This is a genomic window from Achromobacter sp. 46006, assembly GCF_059761975.1.
Genome location: NZ_JCBANN010000004.1, coordinates 94,533 through 114,858, shown reverse-complemented (window position 1 = coordinate 114,858; position 20,326 = coordinate 94,533). Strand labels below are relative to the sequence as shown.

Here is a 20,326-nt window from a genome sequence, read left to right as displayed (position 1 = left end):
CACGTTAGGGATGCGCATCATACCGCCGCGCTAGCCAGGACGGCGCGGCACGTTCCAGCCCATGGACACCGGGGCGCGGGCCTCGCCCCGCCGCGGGCTCAGGCGCGTGGCGCGGGCAGCGGAATGAACTCGGTCTCGTCGCCCGGCACGGTCTGGCCGAAGCGGTTGCGCTGCCAGTCTTCCTTGGCCTGCTCGATGCGGTCCTTGCTGCTGGACACGAAGTTCCACCAGAGGAAGCGCGGGCCTTCCAGCGGCTCGCCGCCGAGCACCGCGAAACGCGCGTCGGTACAGGCGCGGATCTGCACCGGGCGGCCCGGGGCGAACACGATCAGGCGGCCGCTTTCGAAAACCTGCCCGTCCACCTCGACCGAGCCGATCGCCACGTAGGCGGCGCGCTCTTCGTGTTCCGCGGGCAACACGGTGACGGCGCCGGCCTGCAACTGCATGTCGCCATAGAACAGCGGCGAATGGGTCTTGACCTGCGACGTCTTGCCGAACAGCGAGCCGGCCACGACCTGCGCGCGCACGCCCTCGCCTTCGACCACCGGCTGGGCGTCCAGGCCGTAGTGGGTGAAGCCTGGATCGGTTTCCTCGTGGGCCTTGGGCAGGCCGACCCAGATCTGCAGTCCGGCCAGGCGCTGCGCGACCTGGCGGCTCTCGGGCGAGGACCGTTCGGAATGGACGATGCCGCGGCCGGCGGTCATCCAGTTCACCTCGCCAGGCAGGATGGTCTGGGTGTTGCCGGCGCCGTCGCGGTGCACCATCGAGCCTTCATACAGATAAGTCACGGTGGACAGGCCGATATGCGGATGCGGGCGCACGTCAATGCCCGAGCCGGCCGCGAATTCGGCCGGACCCATGTGGTCCAGGAATACGAACGGGCCGACGGTGCGGCGCTGCGCCGAAGGCAGCGCGCGACGGACTTCGAAGCCGCCCAGGTCGCTGGTGCGCGGCACCACCACGGTTTCGATCTGGCTGTCGCCGGGTTGGGACAAGGTGGACATGGGAATACTCCTGTAGGTTGGCCGACTTGAGACCATGTTAAGGCCCCGGGGGGCTTTGCTGAATCGCCTGCCGCGCGGCCCAAGCCGGTGCCCGGCCGGCCGCGCGTATCGAAAACAAGGCCGGACGGACCTTCAAGTCCGCCCGGCCGCCGGCCGTCAGGCCAGATCGAACACCAGCACCTCGGCGTTGTCGCCGCCGGACAGCGCCACCCGCGTTTCATCGCTGATGGCGACCGCGTCGCCGGCCGCCAGCGCCACGCCATTGACGGTCAGGCTGCCACGCGCCACATGCACCCAGGCGCGGCGGCCGGGGGCCAGTTCCAGCGTGGCCGACTCGTCGCCGTCGAACAGGCCGGCATAGAGCCGCACGTCCTGGTGGATCGTCATCGAGCCGTCGACGCCGTCGCCGGACACCAGGGCTTGCAGGCGGCCGCGCTTTTGCGCGTCGGTGAAGGCCTTTTCCTCATACTCCGGCGCAATGCCCGTGACGTTCGGCTCGATCCAGATCTGCAGCATGTGCGTTTCCTGGTCGGCGCGCGGATTGAACTCGGAGTGCATCACGCCGCGGCCGGCGCTCATCCGCTGCACGTTGCCGGGCTGAATGGTGGAGCCGCTGCCCATGCTGTCCTTGTGCGCGATGGCGCCATCCAGCACGTAGGTGATGATCTCCATGTCGCGGTGGCCGTGAGTGCCGAAGCCGCGGCCGGCGGCGATGCGGTCGTCGTTGATCACGCGCAGCGCGCCGAAGCCCATGTGGGCCGGATCGTAGTAGTTGGCGAACGAGAAAGTGTGGAACGAATCGAGCCAGCCGTGGTTGGCGTGACCGCGTTCGGCGCTACGGCGGAGGGTAAGCATGGTGGACTCCTGTTTCAAATAAATGAATGGTCTGGCTTGATCCGGCGCCTGCCTGCTTCGGTTTGGCGCCGGGCTGCTCGACCGGCATGAATGACATTGTGCGCGCACTACGAAGCCGGTTTGACGCTATGATTTGAAGAAACCATTCAAATTTTTTGAACGAAATTCCCAGGAGTCCGCCATGCAGCCGATCACGCCCGAATTGCTCATCCTGGTGGACGCCATCGCGCGCCACGGCAGCTTCGCCAAGGCGGCACGCGAGCTCGACAAGGTGCCCTCCGCCGTGACCTACGCGATCCGCAAGCTGGAGGACGGGCTGGATGTGCTGCTGTTCGACCGCTCGGGCCACCGGGCGCTGTTGACGCCGGCCGGCGAAGCCCTGCTCAAGGACGGACGCCACGTATTGCAGTCACTGGACGACCTGGCCTGCCGGGTCAAGCGTATCGCGACGGGCTGGGAGGTGGAATTGCGCATCGCGGTGAGCGCGGTGCTGCCCTGGCGGCCGCTGTACGATCTGGTCGAGGAATTCCAGGCGCTGGGCAGCGCCACCACGCTGCGCTTTTCGACAGAAGTGCTGAGCGGCAACTGGGACGCGCTGACCTCGAACCGCGCCGACCTGGTGATCGGCGCGGGCGCGGCGGGCGAGCCGACCGGGCCGTACCGTTCACAGACCATGGGGCAGGCGCAATTCGGCTTTTGCGTGGCCGCCCATCATCCGCTGGCGGCGCTGCCGCAACCGCTGAGCCGCGCCGACATCACGCGTTATTGCGCGGTGGTAGTGGCCGATACCTCGCGCAACCTGCCGCCACAGTCACGCGGCATCCTGGCGGAACAGCCGACGCTGGTGATGCCAACGATGCAGGCCAAGATCGAGGCGCAGATCCGGGGACTGGGCTGCGGCTACCTGCCGCTGACGCTGGCCGCGCCCTATCTGGCGCAGGGCTTGCTGGTGGTCTGCGATACCGACGAGGGCATGTCGCTGACCGAACACGTGGCGTATGCCTGGCGGGCCGAGGCGCCGGGCGAGGCCTTGAAGTGGTGGTTGCAGAAGCTGAAGTCGCCGCGCCTGTGCGAAGGTCTGCTGGGCATGGCGTAAGCGCCTTTCCGCCCGCGGGCGCGGCGCAGGCGGCGCCGCGCCGCCTGCGTGCCGCAGGCCGAAGCGCCCTATTCGTCTTCGATGCCGAGCTCGCGCAGCTTGCGGGTGATGGTGTTGCGGCCGATGCCCAGGCGCGAGGCGGCTTCGACGCGCCGGCCGCGGCTGGCGTCGAGGGCGCTTTGCAGCAGGATCTTCTCGAACTGGCGCGTCAGCGTGGCCATGACGGCGGGCTCGCCGCGTTCCAGGCGGTACTGGGCATCACGCAGTAGAGAGTCCTGCCAATTGCGCGGCGCGCCGTCTTCGGCGGCCACCGCGCCAGCCGGCGCCTGCTGCACCACGGTGCCGATCGCCTGCACGGGGCTGCCGGCTGGCGGGCGCGGCGACATGGCGCCGGCCGCGGGCGCGTGCTCCATGGCGCGGATCTCGGGCGGCAGATCGGCGCGTTCGACGGTCTGGCCGGGGGCCATGACGGTGAGCCAGTGGCAGAAGTTCTCCAACTGGCGCACGTTGCCGGGGAAGTCGAACTTGGTCAGCACCGCCAGCGCTTCCGGCGTCAGGCGCTTGACCGGCACACCCAGCGCGCGGGCGCTGGCGGTGAGAAAGTGGTTGGCGAGCGCGGGAATGTCCTCGACCCGTTCGCGCAGCGGCGGCAGGCGCAGGCGGATGACGTTCAGGCGGTGGAACAGGTCTTCGCGGAACAGCCCTTGTTCGACGCGCTGCTCCAGCGGCTGGTGGGTAGCGGCGACGATGCGCACATCGACCCGCACGGGCTGCGCGCCGCCGACCCGGTAGAAGCTGCCTTCGGCCAGCACCCGCAACAGGCGCGTTTGCAATTCGATCGGCATGTCGCCGATTTCGTCCAGGAACAGCGTGCCGCCGTGCGCTTCCTCGAAGCGGCCGCGGCGCAGCGTGTTGGCGCCGGTGAAGGCGCCGCGCTCATGGCCGAACAATTCGGCTTCCAGCAGGTCGCGCGGGATGGCGGCGGCGTTCAGGGCCACGAACGGGCCGCTGGCGCGCACGCCATGGCCGTGCAGCGCACGCGCCACCAGCTCCTTGCCGGTGCCGGATTCACCGGTGATCAGCACCGTGACCTTGGACTGCGCCAGCCGGCCGATGGCGCGGAACACCTCCTGCATGGCGGTGGACGACGATTGCGTCATCATCCAGCGCTCGTTGTTCTGCGCCTCGCCCTGCCCCTCCGGGCTTTCGGGCTGGGCCGATTCCTGCATGGCGCGCTGGATCAGCGCCACCGCTTCGTTGACGTCGAAGGGCTTGGCCAGGTAGTCGAAGGCGCCGCCCTGGAAGGCGGACACGGTGCTGTCCAGGTCGGCGAAGGCGGTCATGACGATGACCGGCAGGCCGGGATGGCGCTCTTTCAATTGGCGCAACAGTTCCAGGCCGTTGCCGCCGGGCATGCGGATATCGGAAACCAGGGCGACGGGCGTGTCGTGCGCCAGCGCATCGAGCACGTCGGCCGCCTGGGAGAAACTACGGGTGGGGACTCCGGCGCGGGCCAGGGCCTTTTCGAGGACCCAGCGGATGGCCTGGTCGTCGTCGACGATCCATACGGGTTTCATCAGTTTGCGGGCTCCATCGGTAGGACCAGGCGAAACTCGGTGCGCCCGGGTCGGGATTCAAATTCGATGATGCCTCCGTGCTGCTGCACGAAATCCTGGGCCAGGCTCAGACCCAGGCCGGTCCCGCCAGCGCGCGCGGTGACCAGGGGATGGAAAATGCGGTCGCGGATGTGCTCGGGCACGCCCGGACCGTTGTCGATGATGGACAGCTCCAGCGCCAGGCGATGCTGGCGGTGCGCCAGCATGACCTGCCGGGCGACGCGGGTGCGCAGCGTCACCACGCCAGGCGCCAGCCCAGGCACCTGCGGCCGCGCCACCAGCTCCTGGGCGGCATTGCGGGCCACGTTGAGCACCGCCTGCATCAGGCGCGCGGCGTCGCCTTTCAGGTCGGGCATGGAGGCGTCGTAGTCACGCACCAGCGTGACGTCATTGCGGAATTCGGCCTGGATCAGGGCGCAGACGCGCTCGCAGATCTCGTGGATGTTCACCGGCCGCGCGTTCAGCGGCACGCGCTGCGGGCCGCTCAGGCGGTCCACCAGCGCCTGCAGGCGGTCGGCTTCGGAAATGATGACCTGGGTGTACTCCGCCAGCGCCGCGCTCGGCAGCTCGGCTTCCAGCAGTTGCGCGGCGCCGCGCAGGCCGCCCAGGGGATTCTTGACTTCGTGCGCGAGATTGCGCAGCAACTCGCGGTGCGCCTCGATCTCGTCAACCAGGCGGTGGTTGCGGTCGGCCAGCACGCGTTGTTCGATCTCGCGGGTCTCGATCAGGGCGGGCCAGCGTTGGCCGCTCAATCCCACCGTGGTCACCGCCACTTCCACCGATTCGGTGGCGCGGCGCAATGACGCCAACTGCCTGACGTCGGCATACCTGCCGGCCGCGGCGCGGTCGATGGACGATTGGATGTTTTCCGGATTGTCGAACAGCGTGGCGGCGGAATGGCCGCATAGCTGCTTGCGGGAGCGGCCGAAAAGATCTTCGGCGGCCGCGTTGGCGTATTCGATATGCCCGCGTTCGTTGACCAGGAAAACGGACGTGGCAAGCAGATCGAGAGCTTCTACATTCATTTTCAACGTACCCGAATGACTACAAGGGGGAAATCGGCACACCGCCCGGCGGCGCCCTGCCCGCCGGCATGGGCCGGCGGGGCAAGCTGTCGGTCGGCGACCTGGCGGTGCGCGTGGTGTCGGCCCTGGTTTCTGCCTACATCATCGCGCTCCCCCAGCCACGGCCTCTGGCAATCAGAGGCTGTAGTACATGTCGAATTCGACCGGGTGCGTGGTCATGCGCAGACGGTTCACATCGGCCATCTTCAGGTCGATGTAGGCGTTGAGCATGTCGTTGCTGAAGACGCCGCCACGGGTCAGGAACTCGCGGTCGTTGTCCAGCGCTTCCAGCGCCTGCTCCAGCGAGGAGCACACGGTCGGGATCTTGGCGTCTTCTTCCGGCGGCAGGTCGTACAGATTCTTGTCGGCCGGATCGCCGGGGTGAATCTTGTTCTGCACGCCGTCCAGGCCGGCCATCATCAGGGCCGAGAAGGCCAGGTACGGGTTGGCCAGGGGGTCCGGGAAGCGCGCTTCGACACGGCGGCCCTTCGGGTTGCCGACGTACGGGATGCGGATCGAGGCCGAACGGTTGCGGGCCGAGTAGGCCAGCTTGACCGGGGCTTCGTAGTGCGGAACCAGGCGCTTGTACGAGTTGGTGCCCGGGTTGGTGATGGCGTTCAGGGCGCGGGCGTGCTTGATGATGCCGCCGATGTAGTACAGCGCGAATTCCGACAGGCCGGCGTAGCCGTTGCCCGCGAACAGGTTCTGGCCGTCCTTCCAGATCGACTGGTGCACGTGCATGCCGGAACCGTTGTCGCCGACGACGGGCTTGGGCATGAAGGTGGCGGTCTTGCCGTAGGCATGGGCCACGTTGTGCACGATGTACTTGACGATCTGGGTCCAGTCGGCGCGTTGCACCAGGGTGCTGAACTTGGTGCCGATTTCGAGCTGGCCGGCGCCGGCCACTTCATGGTGGTGCACTTCGACCGGCACGCCCATTTGTTCCATCAGCAGGCACATTTCCGAGCGCATGTCCTGGAACGAATCGACCGGGGGAACCGGGAAGTAGCCGCCCTTGACGGCGGGACGGTGGCCGGTGTTGCCGCCTTCGAATTCCAGGCCGGTGGACCAGGAGGCCTCTTCCGACTTGATCTTGACGAAGGTGCCGGACATGTCGGTGTTCCAGGTCACGCCGTCGAACACGAAGAATTCGGGCTCCGGACCGAAGTAAGCGGTGTCGCCCAGGCCGGAGGACTTCAGGTAGGCTTCGGCGCGCTTTGCCAGCGAACGCGGGTCGCGGTCGTAGCCCTTCAGGTCGGACGGTTCGACCACGTCGCACGACAGGATCAGGGTCGGCTCTTCGCGGAACGGATCCAGGTTGGCGGTGGACAGGTCGGGGATGAGCAGCATGTCGGAGGCTTCGATGCCCTTCCAGCCCGGAATCGACGAACCGTCGAAGGCCTGTCCGCTTTCCAGCTTGTCTTCATCGATCGCGCTCGTGGGCACCGACACGTGGTGCTCGCGGCCAACCGTATCGGTAAAGCGGAAATCCACGAATTTGACTTCGTTGTCGGCGATCTGTTTCAGGACGTCTTTCGGGCTTGCCATGTCATCTCCATTAGATAAAAGGGTCGAGGGCTGTGCCGCTCGACTGGCATAAAAGAAGGAAGCAATAAGCGTGCCAGGTTTTACCCCCGGGATTGCCCGGGGGAGGCGGCAAGGCGATGGGAAAATGTAGCACCATTCTGGTGCAAATGATGGGGCATGATTGCCCCATATTGGTGCTGAATTGCTACAGGAACATTTCCTGCAGGTCGTTCAGGAAGCGCCAGCCCAGCGGCGTGGCCCGCAGGCGGGTGGGATCGGCATCCAGCAGGCCCTTGTCGGCGGCTGCCTCCAATTGGTGCGCGATGGCCGCCAGCGACAGGCCGGTGCGCTCATTGAACAGCGTGGCCGCCACGCCGTCCTTCAGGCGCAGCGCGTTCAGCATGAACTCGAAAGGCAGTTCGTCGGGGCCGACCTGGCGGCTTTCCGCCAGGTGGCTGCCGTCGCGCGCGGCCACCGCCCGCATCCAGGACTCGGGGCTGCGCAGCCGGGCCTCGCGCACGATGCGGTCATGGAACGACAGCTTGCCGTGCGCGCCCGGCCCCAGGCCCAGGTAGTCGCCGAATTCCCAGTAGTTCAGGTTATGGCGGCAGCGCGCGCCCGGCCTGGCATAGGCCGAGACCTCGTAGCGCGCCAGTCCGGCCGCCGCCAGTTCGGCCTCGACCGCATCCTGCATGGCGGCACTGGTGTCATCGTCGGGCAGGTCTTCGGGCGGGAACTTGGCGAAGACGGTGTTGGGCTCCATCGTCAGGTGATACAGCGACAGGTGTTCGGTGCCAAAGCCGATGGCCTGGCGCAAGTCCTGCACGCAGGCCTCCAGCGTCTGCCCCGGCAATGCGAACATCATGTCCAGATTGACGCGCGGCGCGGCGCGCTGGGCCATCTCGATGGCGGCGCGGGCCTGGGCCGAGTCGTGGATGCGGCCCAGTTGCTTCAATTGGGCGTCATCGAAACTCTGGATGCCCAGCGAGAAGCGGGTCACGCCGCTGGCGGCATAGTCGCGGAAGCGCCCAGCTTCGGCGGTGCCGGGATTGGCCTCCATGGTGATTTCCGCGTCAGGCCAGACGTTCAGACAGGCGCGCAGCATCGCCAGCAGTTCATCCAGGCCGGCGGCCGACAGCAGGCTGGGGGTACCGCCGCCAATGAACACCGACACCACCTGGCGGCCCCAGATCGAGGGCAGCGCCTGTTCCAGGTCGCTGCGCAGCCCGTCCAGGTAGGCGCGCTCGGGAATCCCGCCGCCGGGCGCCGCATGCGAATTGAAGTCGCAGTAGGGACACTTGCGCACGCACCATGGCACATGCACATAGACCGACAACGGCGGCAGGCTGGTCAGGCTGGCGCCGGCCGGGGTGACCAGGCGCGGACGGGCCGCGCCCATGTCATTGCGGATGGGGATGGTAATGGACATTCGAGATCTTCCTGCGGGCGGCGCGCATGCGCCACGCGCTCAAGCCTGGTTCAGCTTGCTCAACAGTTCGCGCAAGGCGCGGGCGCGATGGCTGATGCGGTTCTTTTCCTCCGGCTCGAGCGCGGCGGCCGTCAGGCCCTGGTCGGGCAGATAGAAATGCGGATCGTAGCCGAAGCCGTTGGCGCCTTCCGGCTGGTCGATGATCTCGCCCTGCCACAGGCCTTCGCCGATCAGGGGACGCGGATCGTTTTCGGCGCGCACCAATGCCAGCACCGCCACGTAACAGGCGCTGCGATCGGTGGCCGCGGCCAGCTTTTCGACCAGCAGCGCATTGTTGGCCTGGTCGGACTTTTCGCCGCCATGCATCTTGGCATAGCGGGCGGAATATACGCCGGGCGCGCCGCCCAGCGCCGCCACGCACAAGCCGGAATCGTCGGCCAGCGCCGGCAAGCCGGTCAGGCGGCTGGCATGGCGCGCCTTGGCCAGGGCGTTTTCGACGAAGGTGACATGCGGTTCCTCGGCCTCGGGCACGCCGAGTTCGCCCTGGGGCACCAGCTCGATGCCGAGCGGCGCGAACAAGGCGGAAAACTCGCGCAGCTTGCCGGGGTTGTTGGAGGCCAGCACGACGCGGCGCAGGGAATCGGGAATCTTGGGAGAGGTCATGGCCGAAATTGTATAGGGCGCGGCGCCTATGCCTCGGCGCAACCCTGTCGCTGGCGCAACAACACCGAAATATTTCATAGTCAATATGGCCAATCTTGTCACTGATCGTATCTCAACGCCCCGGCGATGAACCCACCTCACGCTCTGCCCCGGCCGGACGCGGCCAGCGCGCCCCCTCTGTCCAACGGCGCCGCCGCGCCCGCCCCGGTCAGCCTGGCGGGCATTCTGCGCGAACGGCTGCTGCGGCCTCGCTTTCAGCCAGTCATCGATCTGTCGCACAGCCGCATCTATGGCCATGAAAGCCTGATCCGCGGCCCTGTCGACACGACCCTGCACTTTCCCGACGCCCTGTTCGCCGAAGCCCGCCGCCAGGGCCTGCACCCCCAACTGGAGCTGGCCAGCTTCCGCGCCGGCGCCCAGGGCTTCCACCAGCACGCCGCCGCCGGCAAATTGTTCCTGAACCTGTCGGGCTCGGCGCTGATCCACTATTGGACGCTGTGGGGCGACGAAATGCCGCAGCGCCTGCTCAAGGATTGCACACTGGCGCCGTCCAACATCATCGTCGAACTGACCGAGCAGGACCCGCTGTCCGAACACATGGCGACGCTGGGCAGCGCCTTCGCCTGCCTGCGCGACCACGGCATGCGCATCGCGCTGGACGACTACGGCGTGGGCAACTCGAACCTGCAATTGTGGGCCGAGATGCAGCCGGACCTGGTCAAGATCGACCGCTATTTCTTCCACGGCATCGGCCAGGATGACCGCAAACAGAACATGGTGCGCGCCATTCTCAAGGTGGCCCAGTACCTGGGCACCGCCATCGTCGCCGAGGGCATCGAGACCGCCGAGGACCTGGCGGTGGTGCGCGACCTGGAGATCCGCTACGCCCAGGGCTGGCTGCTCGGCCGCCCCGAAGAGGCGCTGCTGACCGAACTGACTCCGCCGCTGCGCGACTCGCTGCGGGTACGCGCGCCGGCCCCCCTGTCGCAACGCTCGGCCGGCGGCACCGCCGCCAGCCTGCGGGTCGAGGCCCCGGCGGCACTGCTGAACAAGCACACCAACGACGATGTGCACCGCCTTTTCATCGAGCACAAGAACCTGCACGCAATGGCCGTGGTCGATGGCGACAACCGGCCTGTCGGCATCATCAACCGCCGCGATTTCTCCGAGCATTACGCGCAGCGCTACACGCGCGAACTGTTCGGCCGCGACGCCTGCTCGACCTTCATGAACGCCGAGCCCGTGCTGGTCGATCTGGATGTGTCGATCGACCAGTTGAGCCACGTGCTGATCTCGGAAGACCAGCGCTACCTGATGGACGGCCTGATCATCACCCGCGACGGCCGCTACGACGGCCTGGCCACCGGCGAGACACTGGTACGCTCGGTGACCGAGATGCGCATCGAGGCCGCGCGCTACGCCAATCCGCTGACGTCATTGCCGGGCAACATCCCCATCAGCCGGCACATCGCCACGCTGCTGGAGGACGCCGCCGATTTCACCATCTGCTATGGCGACCTGAACAACTTCAAGCCGTTCAACGACGTCTATGGCTATTGGCGCGGCGACGACATGATCATGCTGACCGCCGATGTCATCAAGCGCCATTGCGACCCCCTGCGCGACTTCGTCGGCCACGTCGGCGGCGACGACTTCGTGGTGCTGCTGCGCAGCCCCGACTGGAACGAGCGCATCCAGCGCGTCATTGCCGAGTTCAACGAGCGCGCCATCGACCTGTATGACGACGAAGGCCGCCGCAACGGCGGCATCGAGGCCGAGGATCGCTACGGCGTGCCGCGCTTCTTCCCGTTCGTGACGCTGGGCGTCGGCGCGCTGACCGTCACCCCGTCCTTATGCGAGCGCATCCGCCCGGAGGACATCGCGTCGGCCGCCGCCCATGTCAAGCACAAGGTCAAGCATGGGAACCTGTCGCTGGTGACCGAGCGCTACAGCGGCGGCGCCCTGCCGCAGCTCATGCCCTGACGCCTGCCCGGCGTCGGCCTGCGCCGCCCGGGCGATCTGGAAGACCGACACCGCGCGCTGCAGGCCCTGGGCCTGCTGTTCCAGCGCGGCGGCCGCGGCGGCGGTCTGCTCGACCATTGCGGCGTTCTCCTGGGTCGCGCGTTCGATATCGGCCACGGCGTCATTGACCGAGGCGATGCCCGCCGCCTGCTCGGCCGTGGCGCTGGAGATTTCCGCCACGATCTGGGTCACGCGGTCGACCGAGGTCAGCATGTCGCGCATGGTGTCGCCGGCCAGGTTGACCTGGCGCACGCCGGCCTCGACGCGCGAGGTCGAATCCTCGATCAAGCCCTTGATCTCCTTGGCCGCCTGCGCGCTGCGCTGGGCCAGCGAGCGCACCTCGCCCGCCACCACCGCGAAGCCCTTGCCCTGCTCGCCGGCGCGGGCGGCTTCCACCGCCGCGTTCAATGCCAGGATGTTGGTCTGGAAGGCGATGCTGTCCACCACGCCGACAATCTCGCCGATGCGGCGCGCGCTGTCGGCGATGCCCTGCATGCTGGTCACAACTTCCTGCACCGCCTGGCCGCCGCGCTGGGCCAACTGGGTCGCGCTGAGCGCCTGGCGGCTGGCCAGGTCGGCGTTGCCGGCGGTCATCTGCACCGTGTGGGCCAGTTGCGTCATGTTGGCCGCGGCCTCCTGCAGCGAACCGGCCTGGCGCGCGGTGCGGTCGGACATGTCGGCGCCGCCGGCCGCGATCTCGCCCGACCCGGTGTGGATCTCTTCCACGCCATGGCGCACCGAAGCCACCGCCGCCGACAGGCCGGTCTGCATGCGCCGCATGGCCGAATACAGCACGCCGATCTCGTTGTCGCCATGGACGGCGATGTGCCCGGTCAGGTCGCCGTCGGCGATGCGGTCGAAATGCGCGCCCGCCTCGTTCAGCGGCCGCAGGATGCGGCGGCGAAAGCCAAGCCGGATCAGCACCGCCAGCACCAGCACCAAGCCCAGCACCGCGACGGCCACCACGGTCACGCGCTGCATGGTCTGGCTGGCGCCGGCCACTGCCGCCTGGCCCTGCTGGCGCGCATAGGCCTGGTAGGCGTCGGCCTGCCTGACATAGGTCGAGCCGGAGACTGGCAACACCTTGTCCACCAGGCGGTTGACCTCGATGCCGTTCCAGCCCTTGATGGCCTTGAACATGGGCGCCAGCGTCTGGTCGGCGAAAGCGGCATAGGCCGCCAGCGCCTGGTCGAACAACGGCGCGCCCTCGGCGCTGGTGTCGGGATTGGCGCGCAGCCGCGCCAGGCTGGCGGCGGCCTGCTTGAGCAGCGCGTCGGCGTGGTTCAGCGACTGGTCGCGGGCCTCTTCCAGCCCGCCCTCCATGGCGGTCTTGGCGTCGGTCAGCGCGGCCCGCGCCTGGAACAGGCGGCTGGTCATGTCCGACAGGTCGCTGGCGCGCTCGATGCTGCCCCGGCCCAGCGCTTCGATGTCGGCACGGTTCTCGCGCAGCACGTAGATGCCGGCCGCCGCCGCCAGCGCGAACAGCACCACGAACACCGCCAGAATGGCGGAAACCGCCGTCGTCACCCTGAGATTTTTCCGCATATCCATCCGTCTGTTGCATCGCCACCTAGGCGTATCGGGGCGATTATGGGGATGCAGTTTGGCAATTTCTTGACACATCCCGGGGGGGCACATGACGTACGGCCGTCACACAAATGCGCTTTTGCGAACAGGAACCCGGTATTAATCAATTGTGAATTGGCAGGCCCGGCCGCTTGCGGCACATTCGATGCTGTCCCGAATTCCATTTCACCCTAGACATCGCAGCCCATTCCATGCCTCAAGCCTCCCATGCCTACCAGGACATCCGCGAAGCCGTCCGCGACCTGTGTGCCCAGTTCCCCGCCGAATACTTCCGCAAGGTCGATGAAGAACGCGGCTACCCCGACGCCTTCGTGCGCGCCCTGACCGAGGCCGGCTGGCTGGCGGCGCTGATTCCCCAGGAATACGGCGGCTCCGGCCTGGGCCTGACCGAGGCCTCGGTCATCATGGAAGAAATCAACCGCAGCGGCGGCAACTCCGGCGCCTGCCATGGCCAGATGTACAACATGGGCACCCTGCTGCGGCATGGTTCCGAGGCCCAGAAGCGCGAATACCTGCCGCGCATCGCCGCCGGCGAACTGCGCCTGCAGTCCATGGGCGTGACCGAACCCACCACCGGCACCGACACCACCAAGATCAAGACCACCGCCGTGCGCCGCGGCGACCGCTACGTCATCAACGGCCAGAAGGTCTGGATCTCGCGGGTGCAGCATTCCGACCTGATGATCCTGCTGGCGCGCACCACGCCGCTGGACCAGGTCACGCGCAAGTCCGAGGGCATGTCTATCTTCCTGGTGGACCTGCACGAGGCGGTCAAGCACGGCATGTCGATCCGCCCGATCCCCAACATGGTCAACCACGAGACCAACGAGCTGTTCTTCGACAATCTCGAGATCCCCGCCGACAACCTGATCGGCGAGGAAGGCAAGGGTTTCAAGTACATCCTGGACGGCCTGAACGCCGAGCGCACCCTAATCGCCGCCGAATGCATCGGCGACGGCTACTGGTTCGTCGACAAGGTCACCGCCTACGCCAAGGAACGCATGGTGTTCGGCCGCCCCATCGGCCAGAACCAGGGCGTGCAGTTCCCCATCGCCCGCGCCCACATCAACGTCGAGGCCGCCAGCCTGATGCGCTACGAGGCCTGCCGCCTGTTCGACGCCCACGAGCCCTGCGGCGCGCAGGCCAACATGGCCAAGCTGCTGGCCGCCGACGCCTCCTGGGAGGCCGCCAACGCCTGCCTGCAGTTCCACGGCGGCTTCGGCTTCGCCACCGAATACGACGTCGAGCGCAAGTTCCGCGAGACCCGTCTCTATCAGGTCGCGCCGATCTCGACCAACCTGATCCTGTCCTACGTCGCCGAACACATCCTGGGCCTGCCGCGCTCCTTCTGACCATGACCCCCGACACCTCCCACCCCAGCGCCACCCTCGCCGCCTTCGCCGCCAACCTGCGCTTCGAGGACATCCCCGCCCCGGTGCTGCGGCGCGCCGAAGACCTGCTGCTGGACTGCCTGGCCTCGATCCTGGCGGGCGCCGCGTCGCGCCCGGTGCTGGCCATCGAGCGCTACGCCGCCGCCATGGGGCCGGCCGATGGCCCCAGCGAGATCCTGATCAACCGGCGCCGCACCTCGCCCGTGTTCGCCGCCATGGTCAACGCCGCCGCCGCCCACGTGGTCGAGCAGGACGACGTGCACAACGGGTCGGTGTTCCACCCCGCGGCCGTGGTGTTCCCGCCGGTGCTGGCGGTGGCCCAGGCGCTGGGCCGCAGCGGCCGCGACCTGCTGGTGGCGGCCGTGGCCGGCTACGAAGTCGGCATCCGCGTCGGCGAATTCCTGGGCCGCTCGCACTACAAGATCTTCCACACCACCGGCACCGCCGGCACGCTGGCCGCCGCCGCGGCCACCGGCCGCCTGCTGGGCCTGTCGCCCGCCGCCATGCTGGACGCCTTCGGCTCGGCCGGCACCCAGGCCGCCGGCCTGTGGGAATTCCTGCGCGACGCCGCCGATTCCAAGCAACTGCATACCGCCCGCGCCGCCGCCAACGGCATCGCCGCGGCCTATCTGGCACAGGGAGGCTTCACCGGCGCGCGCCACATCCTCGAAGGCCCGCAGGGCATGGCCGCCGGCATGTCGAGCGACGCCGACCCGGCGCGCCTGACCGACCGCCTGGGCGCGCGCTGGGCGCTGGCCGAAACCTCGTTCAAGTTCCATGCGTCGTGCCGCCACACCCATCCGGCGGCGGACGCGCTGCAACAGGTGCTGCGCGAACACAAGCTGGCCGAAAGCGATATCGCGCGCGTGGTGGCGCACGTGCACCAGGGCGCCATTGACGTGCTGGGGCCGGTGGTCGATCCGCGCACGGTGCACCAGTCCAAGTTCTCGATGGGCACGGTGCTGGGCCTGATCGCGCGCCGGGGCCGCGCCGGCCTGCCTGAATTCGACGCCGCGCTGGACGATCCGGCGGTGGCCGACTTCCGAGGCCGGGTCACGATGGAACTGGATGCGGAAGTCGACGGCGCCTATCCGCAGCGCTGGATCGGCAAGGTCACGGTGCATACCCGCGACGGCCGCGTGCTGCACGGCCGCGTCGACGAACCCAAGGGCGATCCCGGCAACACCCTGTCGCGCGACGAGATCGAAACCAAGACGCTGAGCCTGGGCCGCTATGCCGACGCCGCCACCGAGGCCGAGCTGCGCGGCCTGATCAAAACGATCTGGGACCTGGAGCGGGCCGGCAAGGTAGGCGCCCTGCTGCCCTGAGACCCCGCGCCCGCGGCGCGGGCGCCGGCAAACCAAAAAAGGGATCACGCCGCGCTCGGCCGTGATCCCGTTCTGTTTGGCGCGCGCGGCGCCATTTCCGCCCCGGGCCGCGATGCATGCCCGAGCCGAAGCGTCCCCCGTCGCTTACGCCAGCGCCGCCCGCTGCGCCCGCACCAAGCCGGCGATGCCGTTCTCGGCCAGGCCCAGCATCGCGTCCAGTTCGGCGCGCGTGAAGGTCGCGCCCTCGCCCGTACCCTGCACCTCCACGAAGGCGCCGCCGCCCGTCATGATGACGTTGACGTCGGCGTCGCAGGCCGAGTCTTCCTCATAGTCCAGATCCAGCACCGGACGGCCCTGCACCAACCCGACCGACACCGCCGCCACCGCGTCGCGGATCGGGTTCACGGCCAGGTCGCCGCGTTGCATCAGCAGCGCCACCGCGTCGGACGCCGCCACCCAGGCGCCGGTGATGCTGGCACAGCGCGTGCCGCCGTCGGCCTGCAGCACGTCGCAATCCAGATGCAGCGTGCGCTCGCCCAGCGCCCGCATGTCGAACACGGCGCGCAGGCTGCGGCCGATCAGGCGCTGGATTTCCTGGGTGCGGCCGCTCTGCTTGCCGCGCGCGGCCTCGCGGTCGCCGCGGGTGTGGGTGGCGCGCGGCAGCATGCCGTACTCGGCCGTGACCCAACCCTCGCCCTTGCCCTTGAGGAACGGCGGCACCTTTTCCAGCACGCTGGCGGTGCAAAGCACGTGGGTGTTGCCGGCCTTCACCAGCACCGACCCTTCGGCGTAGCGCGTGAAGCCGCGCTCCAGGCTGAACGGCCGCAGTTCGTCGACGGCGCGGCCCGACGGGCGGGCGATGGCGGTGGCAGTGGTCATGGCAAGGCTCCAATCAGATTCGGTTGGCCGCATTGTACGGGCTGGGATCGATGCCCCGGCCGGGTTTGGAGTATCCTGCCGCGATACACGGGCCGCATATACCCGCCCGGGTCCGCGCACGGCGGACCGGCGGAACCGGCGCGGCCCGATCCAAAGCAAGCAACAGGATATCGACACCATGATTCGCAGCATGACCGCCTTCGGCAACGCCCGGGCAGACCTGGAACAAGGCACGCTGGCGCTGGAACTGCGCAGCGTCAACAGCCGCTTCCTCGACCTCTATTTCCGCCTGCCCGACGAGCTGCGCCACGTCGAGACGCCGCTGCGCGAACTGCTGACGGCGCAACTGGCGCGCGGCAAGGTCGAGATCCGCGTGTCCTACACCCGCAACGTCAGCGCCGACCTGTCCAAGCTGGACCCCGCCTGGCTCGAAACCCTGGCCGAACAACTGCAGGCCGCGCGCCGCGTCCTGCCCGACATCGCCGCGCCGCGCCTGGTCGAGCTGTTCAACTGGCCCGGCCAGCGCGCCAACGACGCGCTCGACCCCCAGGTCTGGGGCGCGGCCTGCATGCAGGCCGCCCAGGAAGCGCTCAAGCAGTTGCAGGATGGACGCGCGCGCGAAGGCGAACGGCTGGCCGGCATGATGCGCGAATGCGCCGACGGCGTGGCGGCGATCGTCGACCAGGTGCAGCACCATCTGCCGCAACTGCTCGCCGACCATCGCGACAAGCTCGCTTCCAAGTTGCGCGAAAGCGTCGAAACCGCGTTCCCCGGCGGCTTCACGCATATTTCCGGCGCCGAGCTGTCCGAACGCCTGTCGCAGGAAGCCAACCTGTTCGCGCTGCGTATCGACGTCGCCGAGGAACTGTCGCGCCTGCGCTCGCACCTGGAGGAACTGCGCCACCTGCTGACCGATGGCGGCGGCAAGGCCGCCGGCAAGAAGAACGCCGGCAGCGCGGGCAAGCGCCTGGACTTCCTGTTCCAGGAAATGAACCGCGAGGCCAATACGCTGGGCTCCAAGGCCGGCAGCATGGACGTCACCCGCGCCGCCATGGACCTGAAGCTGCTGATCGAGCAGATGCGGGAACAGGCGCAGAACATCGAGTGACGGGTCCGCAAGACTCACGCATCCGGATTGCCGATCTTTGTCCCTTCGGCTTGGCCGAGCCCCGACACCGAGCGCCGCAAATGGCAGGGCTTCGGCCCTGCTTTGACCGGCAGTCCGGATGATCAACCTCCTCCTGCCGCCTCCTATGTCGCGGAACGTGCGCTGAAGCCTTGCAGCGCACTGTGGGCCGCACCGCCGGCGCGCCAACGTAGAACACGCTTGTCAGCGGGGCGGACCGCCCCCATGCTCCCGGGCTTGCCACCGACATTGGCTGCTCGCCCAAAAAGGGATGACGAATTGGTCTCAGGCCCGCCGATCGGCCCGCCGCCTATCCATACAATGCCAGTTGCTCTTGTATCAGCTAATCCAATGGATTAGGATAGGACTCACGCGAAGTCATGCACGGCCTTGTCGAGCTGCCCTCTTATATTCGCTTGGCCGACAAGCTTCTGACCGAGCGGGAACGCCAAGACCTTATCGACTATCTGGCGGGGAATCCCAAGGCCGGAGACATCATGGAAGCCACGGGGCGGCGTACGCAAGCTGCGCTGGCGCCGCGGCGACCACGGCAAGCGCGCGGGCGTGCGCGTCGTTTACTACTATCACGATGACCAGATGCCCTTATATCTGCTGACGCTCTTTGCCAAAGGCGACAAAGGCAATCTGACCAAGGCCGAGCGCAATGATCTTGCCAGTCTGGTCGACGTCTTGACGAGCCTCTGGAACCAGCGAGCGCAATCATGACCAGCACATTCAACAACATCAAGCAGGGCCTGCGCGAAGCGATCGCCCATGCCGAGGGCGATACCCGGGGCGTGCGCGTGCACCGCCCCCGTCAAGTCGACGTCAAGGCGGTACGAGCCAAAGTGGGCATGACCCAGGAGCAATTCGCCGCCCGATTCGGCTTTTCCACCGCGACGTTGCGGCACTGGGAACGTGGTGACCGCTCTCCGCGAGGCCCGGCGCTGGTATTGCTCAACGTGATTGAACGGAACCCCGAAGCGGTGATGGAAGCACTGGCGTAAGTTGAACGGTTGTAGCGCTTCTGCTCGTGCGGGCTGTCGGCGACCCGCTGCCTCGGCGCCGTTCGTCGTTACCAGGACAACGGGGGAACCCGCATTTCAGCGGCCGCCAGTACTTGGTGTGGGCGCCGTTTCCGGCCCGACCGTGGCGGGCTCGCCGCGCAGTGCCGAATCCAGGTAGGCGCTGCGCGCCCGGGCGTCCGGGAACGTCATGTCCCTGTAGCTGACGAAGCGCGAACCCTTGGCCAGCCGGTAGCCCAGCCAGATCAGCAGGAACAGGGGAATGCCGATATAGGTGGCGGCCACGCCGCCCCAGTCGATGCGCTGTTCCAGGAAAGCCTGGTAGTTCTGGCCCAGCGTGATGACCAGGCACAGCACGAAAGCGAAGATCGGGCCGAACGGGAAGAACGGCGACACATAGGGCAGATCGGCCAGGCTGCGGCCCTGCTTGACGTAGCCGCGGCGAAAACGGTAATGGCTGATGGCGATGCCCAGCCAGGCGATGAATCCGGTCATGCCGGAGGTGTTCAACAGCCAGATATACACCGCCTTGGGGCTGAAGATGAACGAAAAGAAGCACAGCGCCGCCACCACGGTGGTCGCCAGCAACGCCCACAGCGGCACGCCGTTGCGCGCCACGCGGCCGAAAATGCGCGGCGCCTTGCCATCGCGCGCCAGGCTGTAGAGCATGCGCGTAGCCGCGTACATGCCCGAGTTGCCGGCCGACAGCACCGAAGTCAGCACCACCGCGTTCATGACCGATGCCGCAGCCAGCAGGCCGGCGCGCTCGAAGATCAGCGCGAACGGGCTGACGCTGATGTCGGTGACTTCATTGCGCAGCAGGTGCGGATCGGTATAGGGAATCAACAGGCCGATGACCAGGATCGCCATCACGTAGAACAGCAGGATGCGCCAGAACACCTGGCGCACGGCGCGCGGCAGATTGCGCGCGGGGTCCTTGGATTCGCCGGCCGCGATGCCGATGAGTTCGGTGCCCTGGAACGAAAAGCCCACCACCATCGCCACGCCGATCAGCGCCGCGAAGCCGCCGGCGAAGGGCGCGTCGCCCGTCGTCCAGTTGGCCACGCCGCCGCCCTCGCCGCCGCGGATGATGCCCAGCAGCATCATCACACCCATGGCAACAAAAGCCAGTACCGCGATCACCTTGATCAGCGCGAACCAGAACTCGGCCTCGCCGAAGCCGCGCGCCGAGAGCGCATTCAGGCCAACGGTGATGGCCAGGAACAAGGCGCTCCAGTACACCCCCGGCACGTCGGGAAACCAGTACGCCATCACCAACTGCGCCGCCACCAGGTCCACCGCCACCGTGACGGCCCAGTTGTACCAGTAGTTCCAGCCCAGCGCGAAGCCGAAGCCTTCCTCGACATAGCGCGCGCCGTAGGTCGAGAACGATCCCGACACCGGCATGGCCGCCGCCAGCTCGCCCAGGCTGGTCATCAGGAAGTAGACCATCACGCCGATCAGCACATAGCCCAGCAATGCCCCGCCCGGGCCGGCCTGGGCGATGGTGGCGCCGGAAGCCACGAACAGGCCGGTCCCGATGGAGCCGCCCACCGCGATCATCGTCAGATGACGCGCCGACAGCGCGCGGCGCAATTCAGACGGTTCCGCCGTCCCTTTCTCGCCGCGGTCGTGCTGCGGGTCGTGTTCCGATAATGCCAAAATCGTGTTCCTTCAGAGCGAAAAAGCCCCCGCGGATTGTGTCCGCGGGCGC

At 67.6% G+C, this 20,326-nt stretch carries 16 protein-coding genes and 1 pseudogene; 7 read left to right on the top strand and 10 right to left on the bottom strand.

Annotated features, from left to right (window positions below; translation table 11 throughout):
• Positions 1-98: 98 nt before the first annotated feature.
• Both AC6LKG_RS03730 and AC6LKG_RS03725 read right to left on the bottom strand, forming a co-directional pair.
• On the bottom strand, positions 99-1,004 hold the full coding sequence (locus tag AC6LKG_RS03730) for a pirin family protein (RefSeq protein ID WP_498162818.1): 906 nt from the start codon (positions 1,002-1,004) through the stop codon (positions 99-101).
• Positions 1,005-1,160: 156 nt separating this feature from the next.
• Positions 1,161-1,859 (bottom strand): pirin family protein, encoded by a 699-nt coding sequence (locus AC6LKG_RS03725; protein ID WP_498162816.1) that lies wholly within the window; start codon positions 1,857-1,859, stop codon positions 1,161-1,163.
• Between the two features lie 181 nt (positions 1,860-2,040).
• On the opposite strand from AC6LKG_RS03725, the gene AC6LKG_RS03720 reads away from it, so the two are divergent.
• Positions 2,041-2,955, top strand: a complete 915-nt coding sequence (locus AC6LKG_RS03720) for a LysR family transcriptional regulator (protein ID WP_498162814.1) — start codon at positions 2,041-2,043, stop codon at positions 2,953-2,955.
• Positions 2,956-3,023: 68 nt separating this feature from the next.
• Here AC6LKG_RS03720 and ntrC read toward each other — a convergent pair whose 3' ends face one another.
• The 5 genes from ntrC to rdgB all read right to left on the bottom strand — a co-directional run bounded on the left by ntrC (position 3,024) and on the right by rdgB (position 9,254).
• The gene (gene ntrC / locus AC6LKG_RS03715; protein WP_498162812.1) at positions 3,024-4,532 is read right to left on the bottom strand and encodes a nitrogen regulation protein NR(I); all 1,509 of its coding nucleotides are present in this window, start codon (positions 4,530-4,532) and stop codon (positions 3,024-3,026) included.
• A complete protein-coding gene (gene glnL, locus AC6LKG_RS03710) occupies positions 4,532-5,596 on the bottom strand; it encodes a nitrogen regulation protein NR(II) (protein WP_175131996.1) in 1,065 nt (354 codons plus the stop codon). Before glnL ends, ntrC begins: the two co-directional genes overlap by 1 nt.
• Positions 5,597-5,770: 174 nt before the next feature.
• Positions 5,771-7,183 carry a type I glutamate--ammonia ligase gene (gene glnA / locus AC6LKG_RS03705; RefSeq protein WP_498162810.1) on the bottom strand — a complete coding sequence of 471 codons (1,413 nt, stop codon included), beginning with the start codon at positions 7,181-7,183 and terminating at the stop codon, positions 5,771-5,773.
• A 184-nt stretch (positions 7,184-7,367) separates the two neighbouring features.
• Complete coding sequence (hemW, locus tag AC6LKG_RS03700; RefSeq protein ID WP_498162809.1) at positions 7,368-8,591, bottom strand: radical SAM family heme chaperone HemW; 1,224 nt, start codon at positions 8,589-8,591, stop codon at positions 7,368-7,370.
• Positions 8,592-8,630: 39 nt separating this feature from the next.
• A complete protein-coding gene (gene rdgB / locus AC6LKG_RS03695) occupies positions 8,631-9,254 on the bottom strand; it encodes an RdgB/HAM1 family non-canonical purine NTP pyrophosphatase (protein WP_498162808.1) in 624 nt (207 codons plus the stop codon).
• 126 nt (positions 9,255-9,380) lie between these two features.
• On the opposite strand from rdgB, the gene AC6LKG_RS03690 reads away from it, so the two are divergent.
• Positions 9,381-11,237, top strand: coding sequence for an EAL domain-containing protein (locus AC6LKG_RS03690; RefSeq protein WP_498162806.1), 1,857 nt, complete (start codon positions 9,381-9,383; stop codon positions 11,235-11,237).
• Between the two features lie 150 nt (positions 11,238-11,387).
• Here the strand turns inward: AC6LKG_RS03690 and AC6LKG_RS03685 are convergent.
• Positions 11,388-12,821: pseudogene (locus AC6LKG_RS03685) on the bottom strand (methyl-accepting chemotaxis protein); the annotation flags it as partial.
• Between the two features lie 233 nt (positions 12,822-13,054).
• On the opposite strand from AC6LKG_RS03685, the gene AC6LKG_RS03680 reads away from it, so the two are divergent.
• On the top strand, positions 13,055-14,215 hold the full coding sequence (locus AC6LKG_RS03680) for an acyl-CoA dehydrogenase family protein (protein WP_049073513.1): 1,161 nt from the start codon (positions 13,055-13,057) through the stop codon (positions 14,213-14,215).
• Positions 14,212-15,582 (top strand): MmgE/PrpD family protein, encoded by a 1,371-nt coding sequence (locus AC6LKG_RS03675; RefSeq protein ID WP_498162906.1) that lies wholly within the window; start codon positions 14,212-14,214, stop codon positions 15,580-15,582. The genes AC6LKG_RS03680 and AC6LKG_RS03675 overlap by 4 nt, the downstream gene beginning before the upstream one ends.
• 144 nt (positions 15,583-15,726) lie before the next feature.
• On the opposite strand, the gene rph is transcribed toward AC6LKG_RS03675, so the two are convergent.
• Positions 15,727-16,461, bottom strand: coding sequence for a ribonuclease PH (rph, locus tag AC6LKG_RS03670; RefSeq protein ID WP_498162804.1), 735 nt, complete (start codon positions 16,459-16,461; stop codon positions 15,727-15,729).
• Positions 16,462-16,639: 178 nt separating this feature from the next.
• On the opposite strand from rph, the gene AC6LKG_RS03665 reads away from it, so the two are divergent.
• The 3 genes from AC6LKG_RS03665 to AC6LKG_RS03655 all read left to right on the top strand — a co-directional run bounded on the left by AC6LKG_RS03665 (position 16,640) and on the right by AC6LKG_RS03655 (position 18,594).
• A complete protein-coding gene (locus tag AC6LKG_RS03665; RefSeq protein WP_498162802.1) occupies positions 16,640-17,569 on the top strand; it encodes a YicC/YloC family endoribonuclease in 930 nt (309 codons plus the stop codon).
• A 582-nt stretch (positions 17,570-18,151) separates the two neighbouring features.
• The gene (locus tag AC6LKG_RS03660) at positions 18,152-18,313 is read left to right on the top strand and encodes a hypothetical protein (protein WP_498162801.1); all 162 of its coding nucleotides are present in this window, start codon (positions 18,152-18,154) and stop codon (positions 18,311-18,313) included.
• Positions 18,310-18,594, top strand: a complete 285-nt coding sequence (locus tag AC6LKG_RS03655) for a helix-turn-helix domain-containing protein (protein WP_498162800.1) — start codon at positions 18,310-18,312, stop codon at positions 18,592-18,594. The genes AC6LKG_RS03660 and AC6LKG_RS03655 overlap by 4 nt, the downstream gene beginning before the upstream one ends.
• A gap of 96 nt (positions 18,595-18,690) precedes the next feature.
• On the opposite strand, the gene AC6LKG_RS03650 is transcribed toward AC6LKG_RS03655, so the two are convergent.
• Positions 18,691-20,274 carry an amino acid permease gene (locus AC6LKG_RS03650; protein ID WP_498162798.1) on the bottom strand — a complete coding sequence of 528 codons (1,584 nt, stop codon included), beginning with the start codon at positions 20,272-20,274 and terminating at the stop codon, positions 18,691-18,693.
• Positions 20,275-20,326 lie beyond the last annotated feature (52 nt).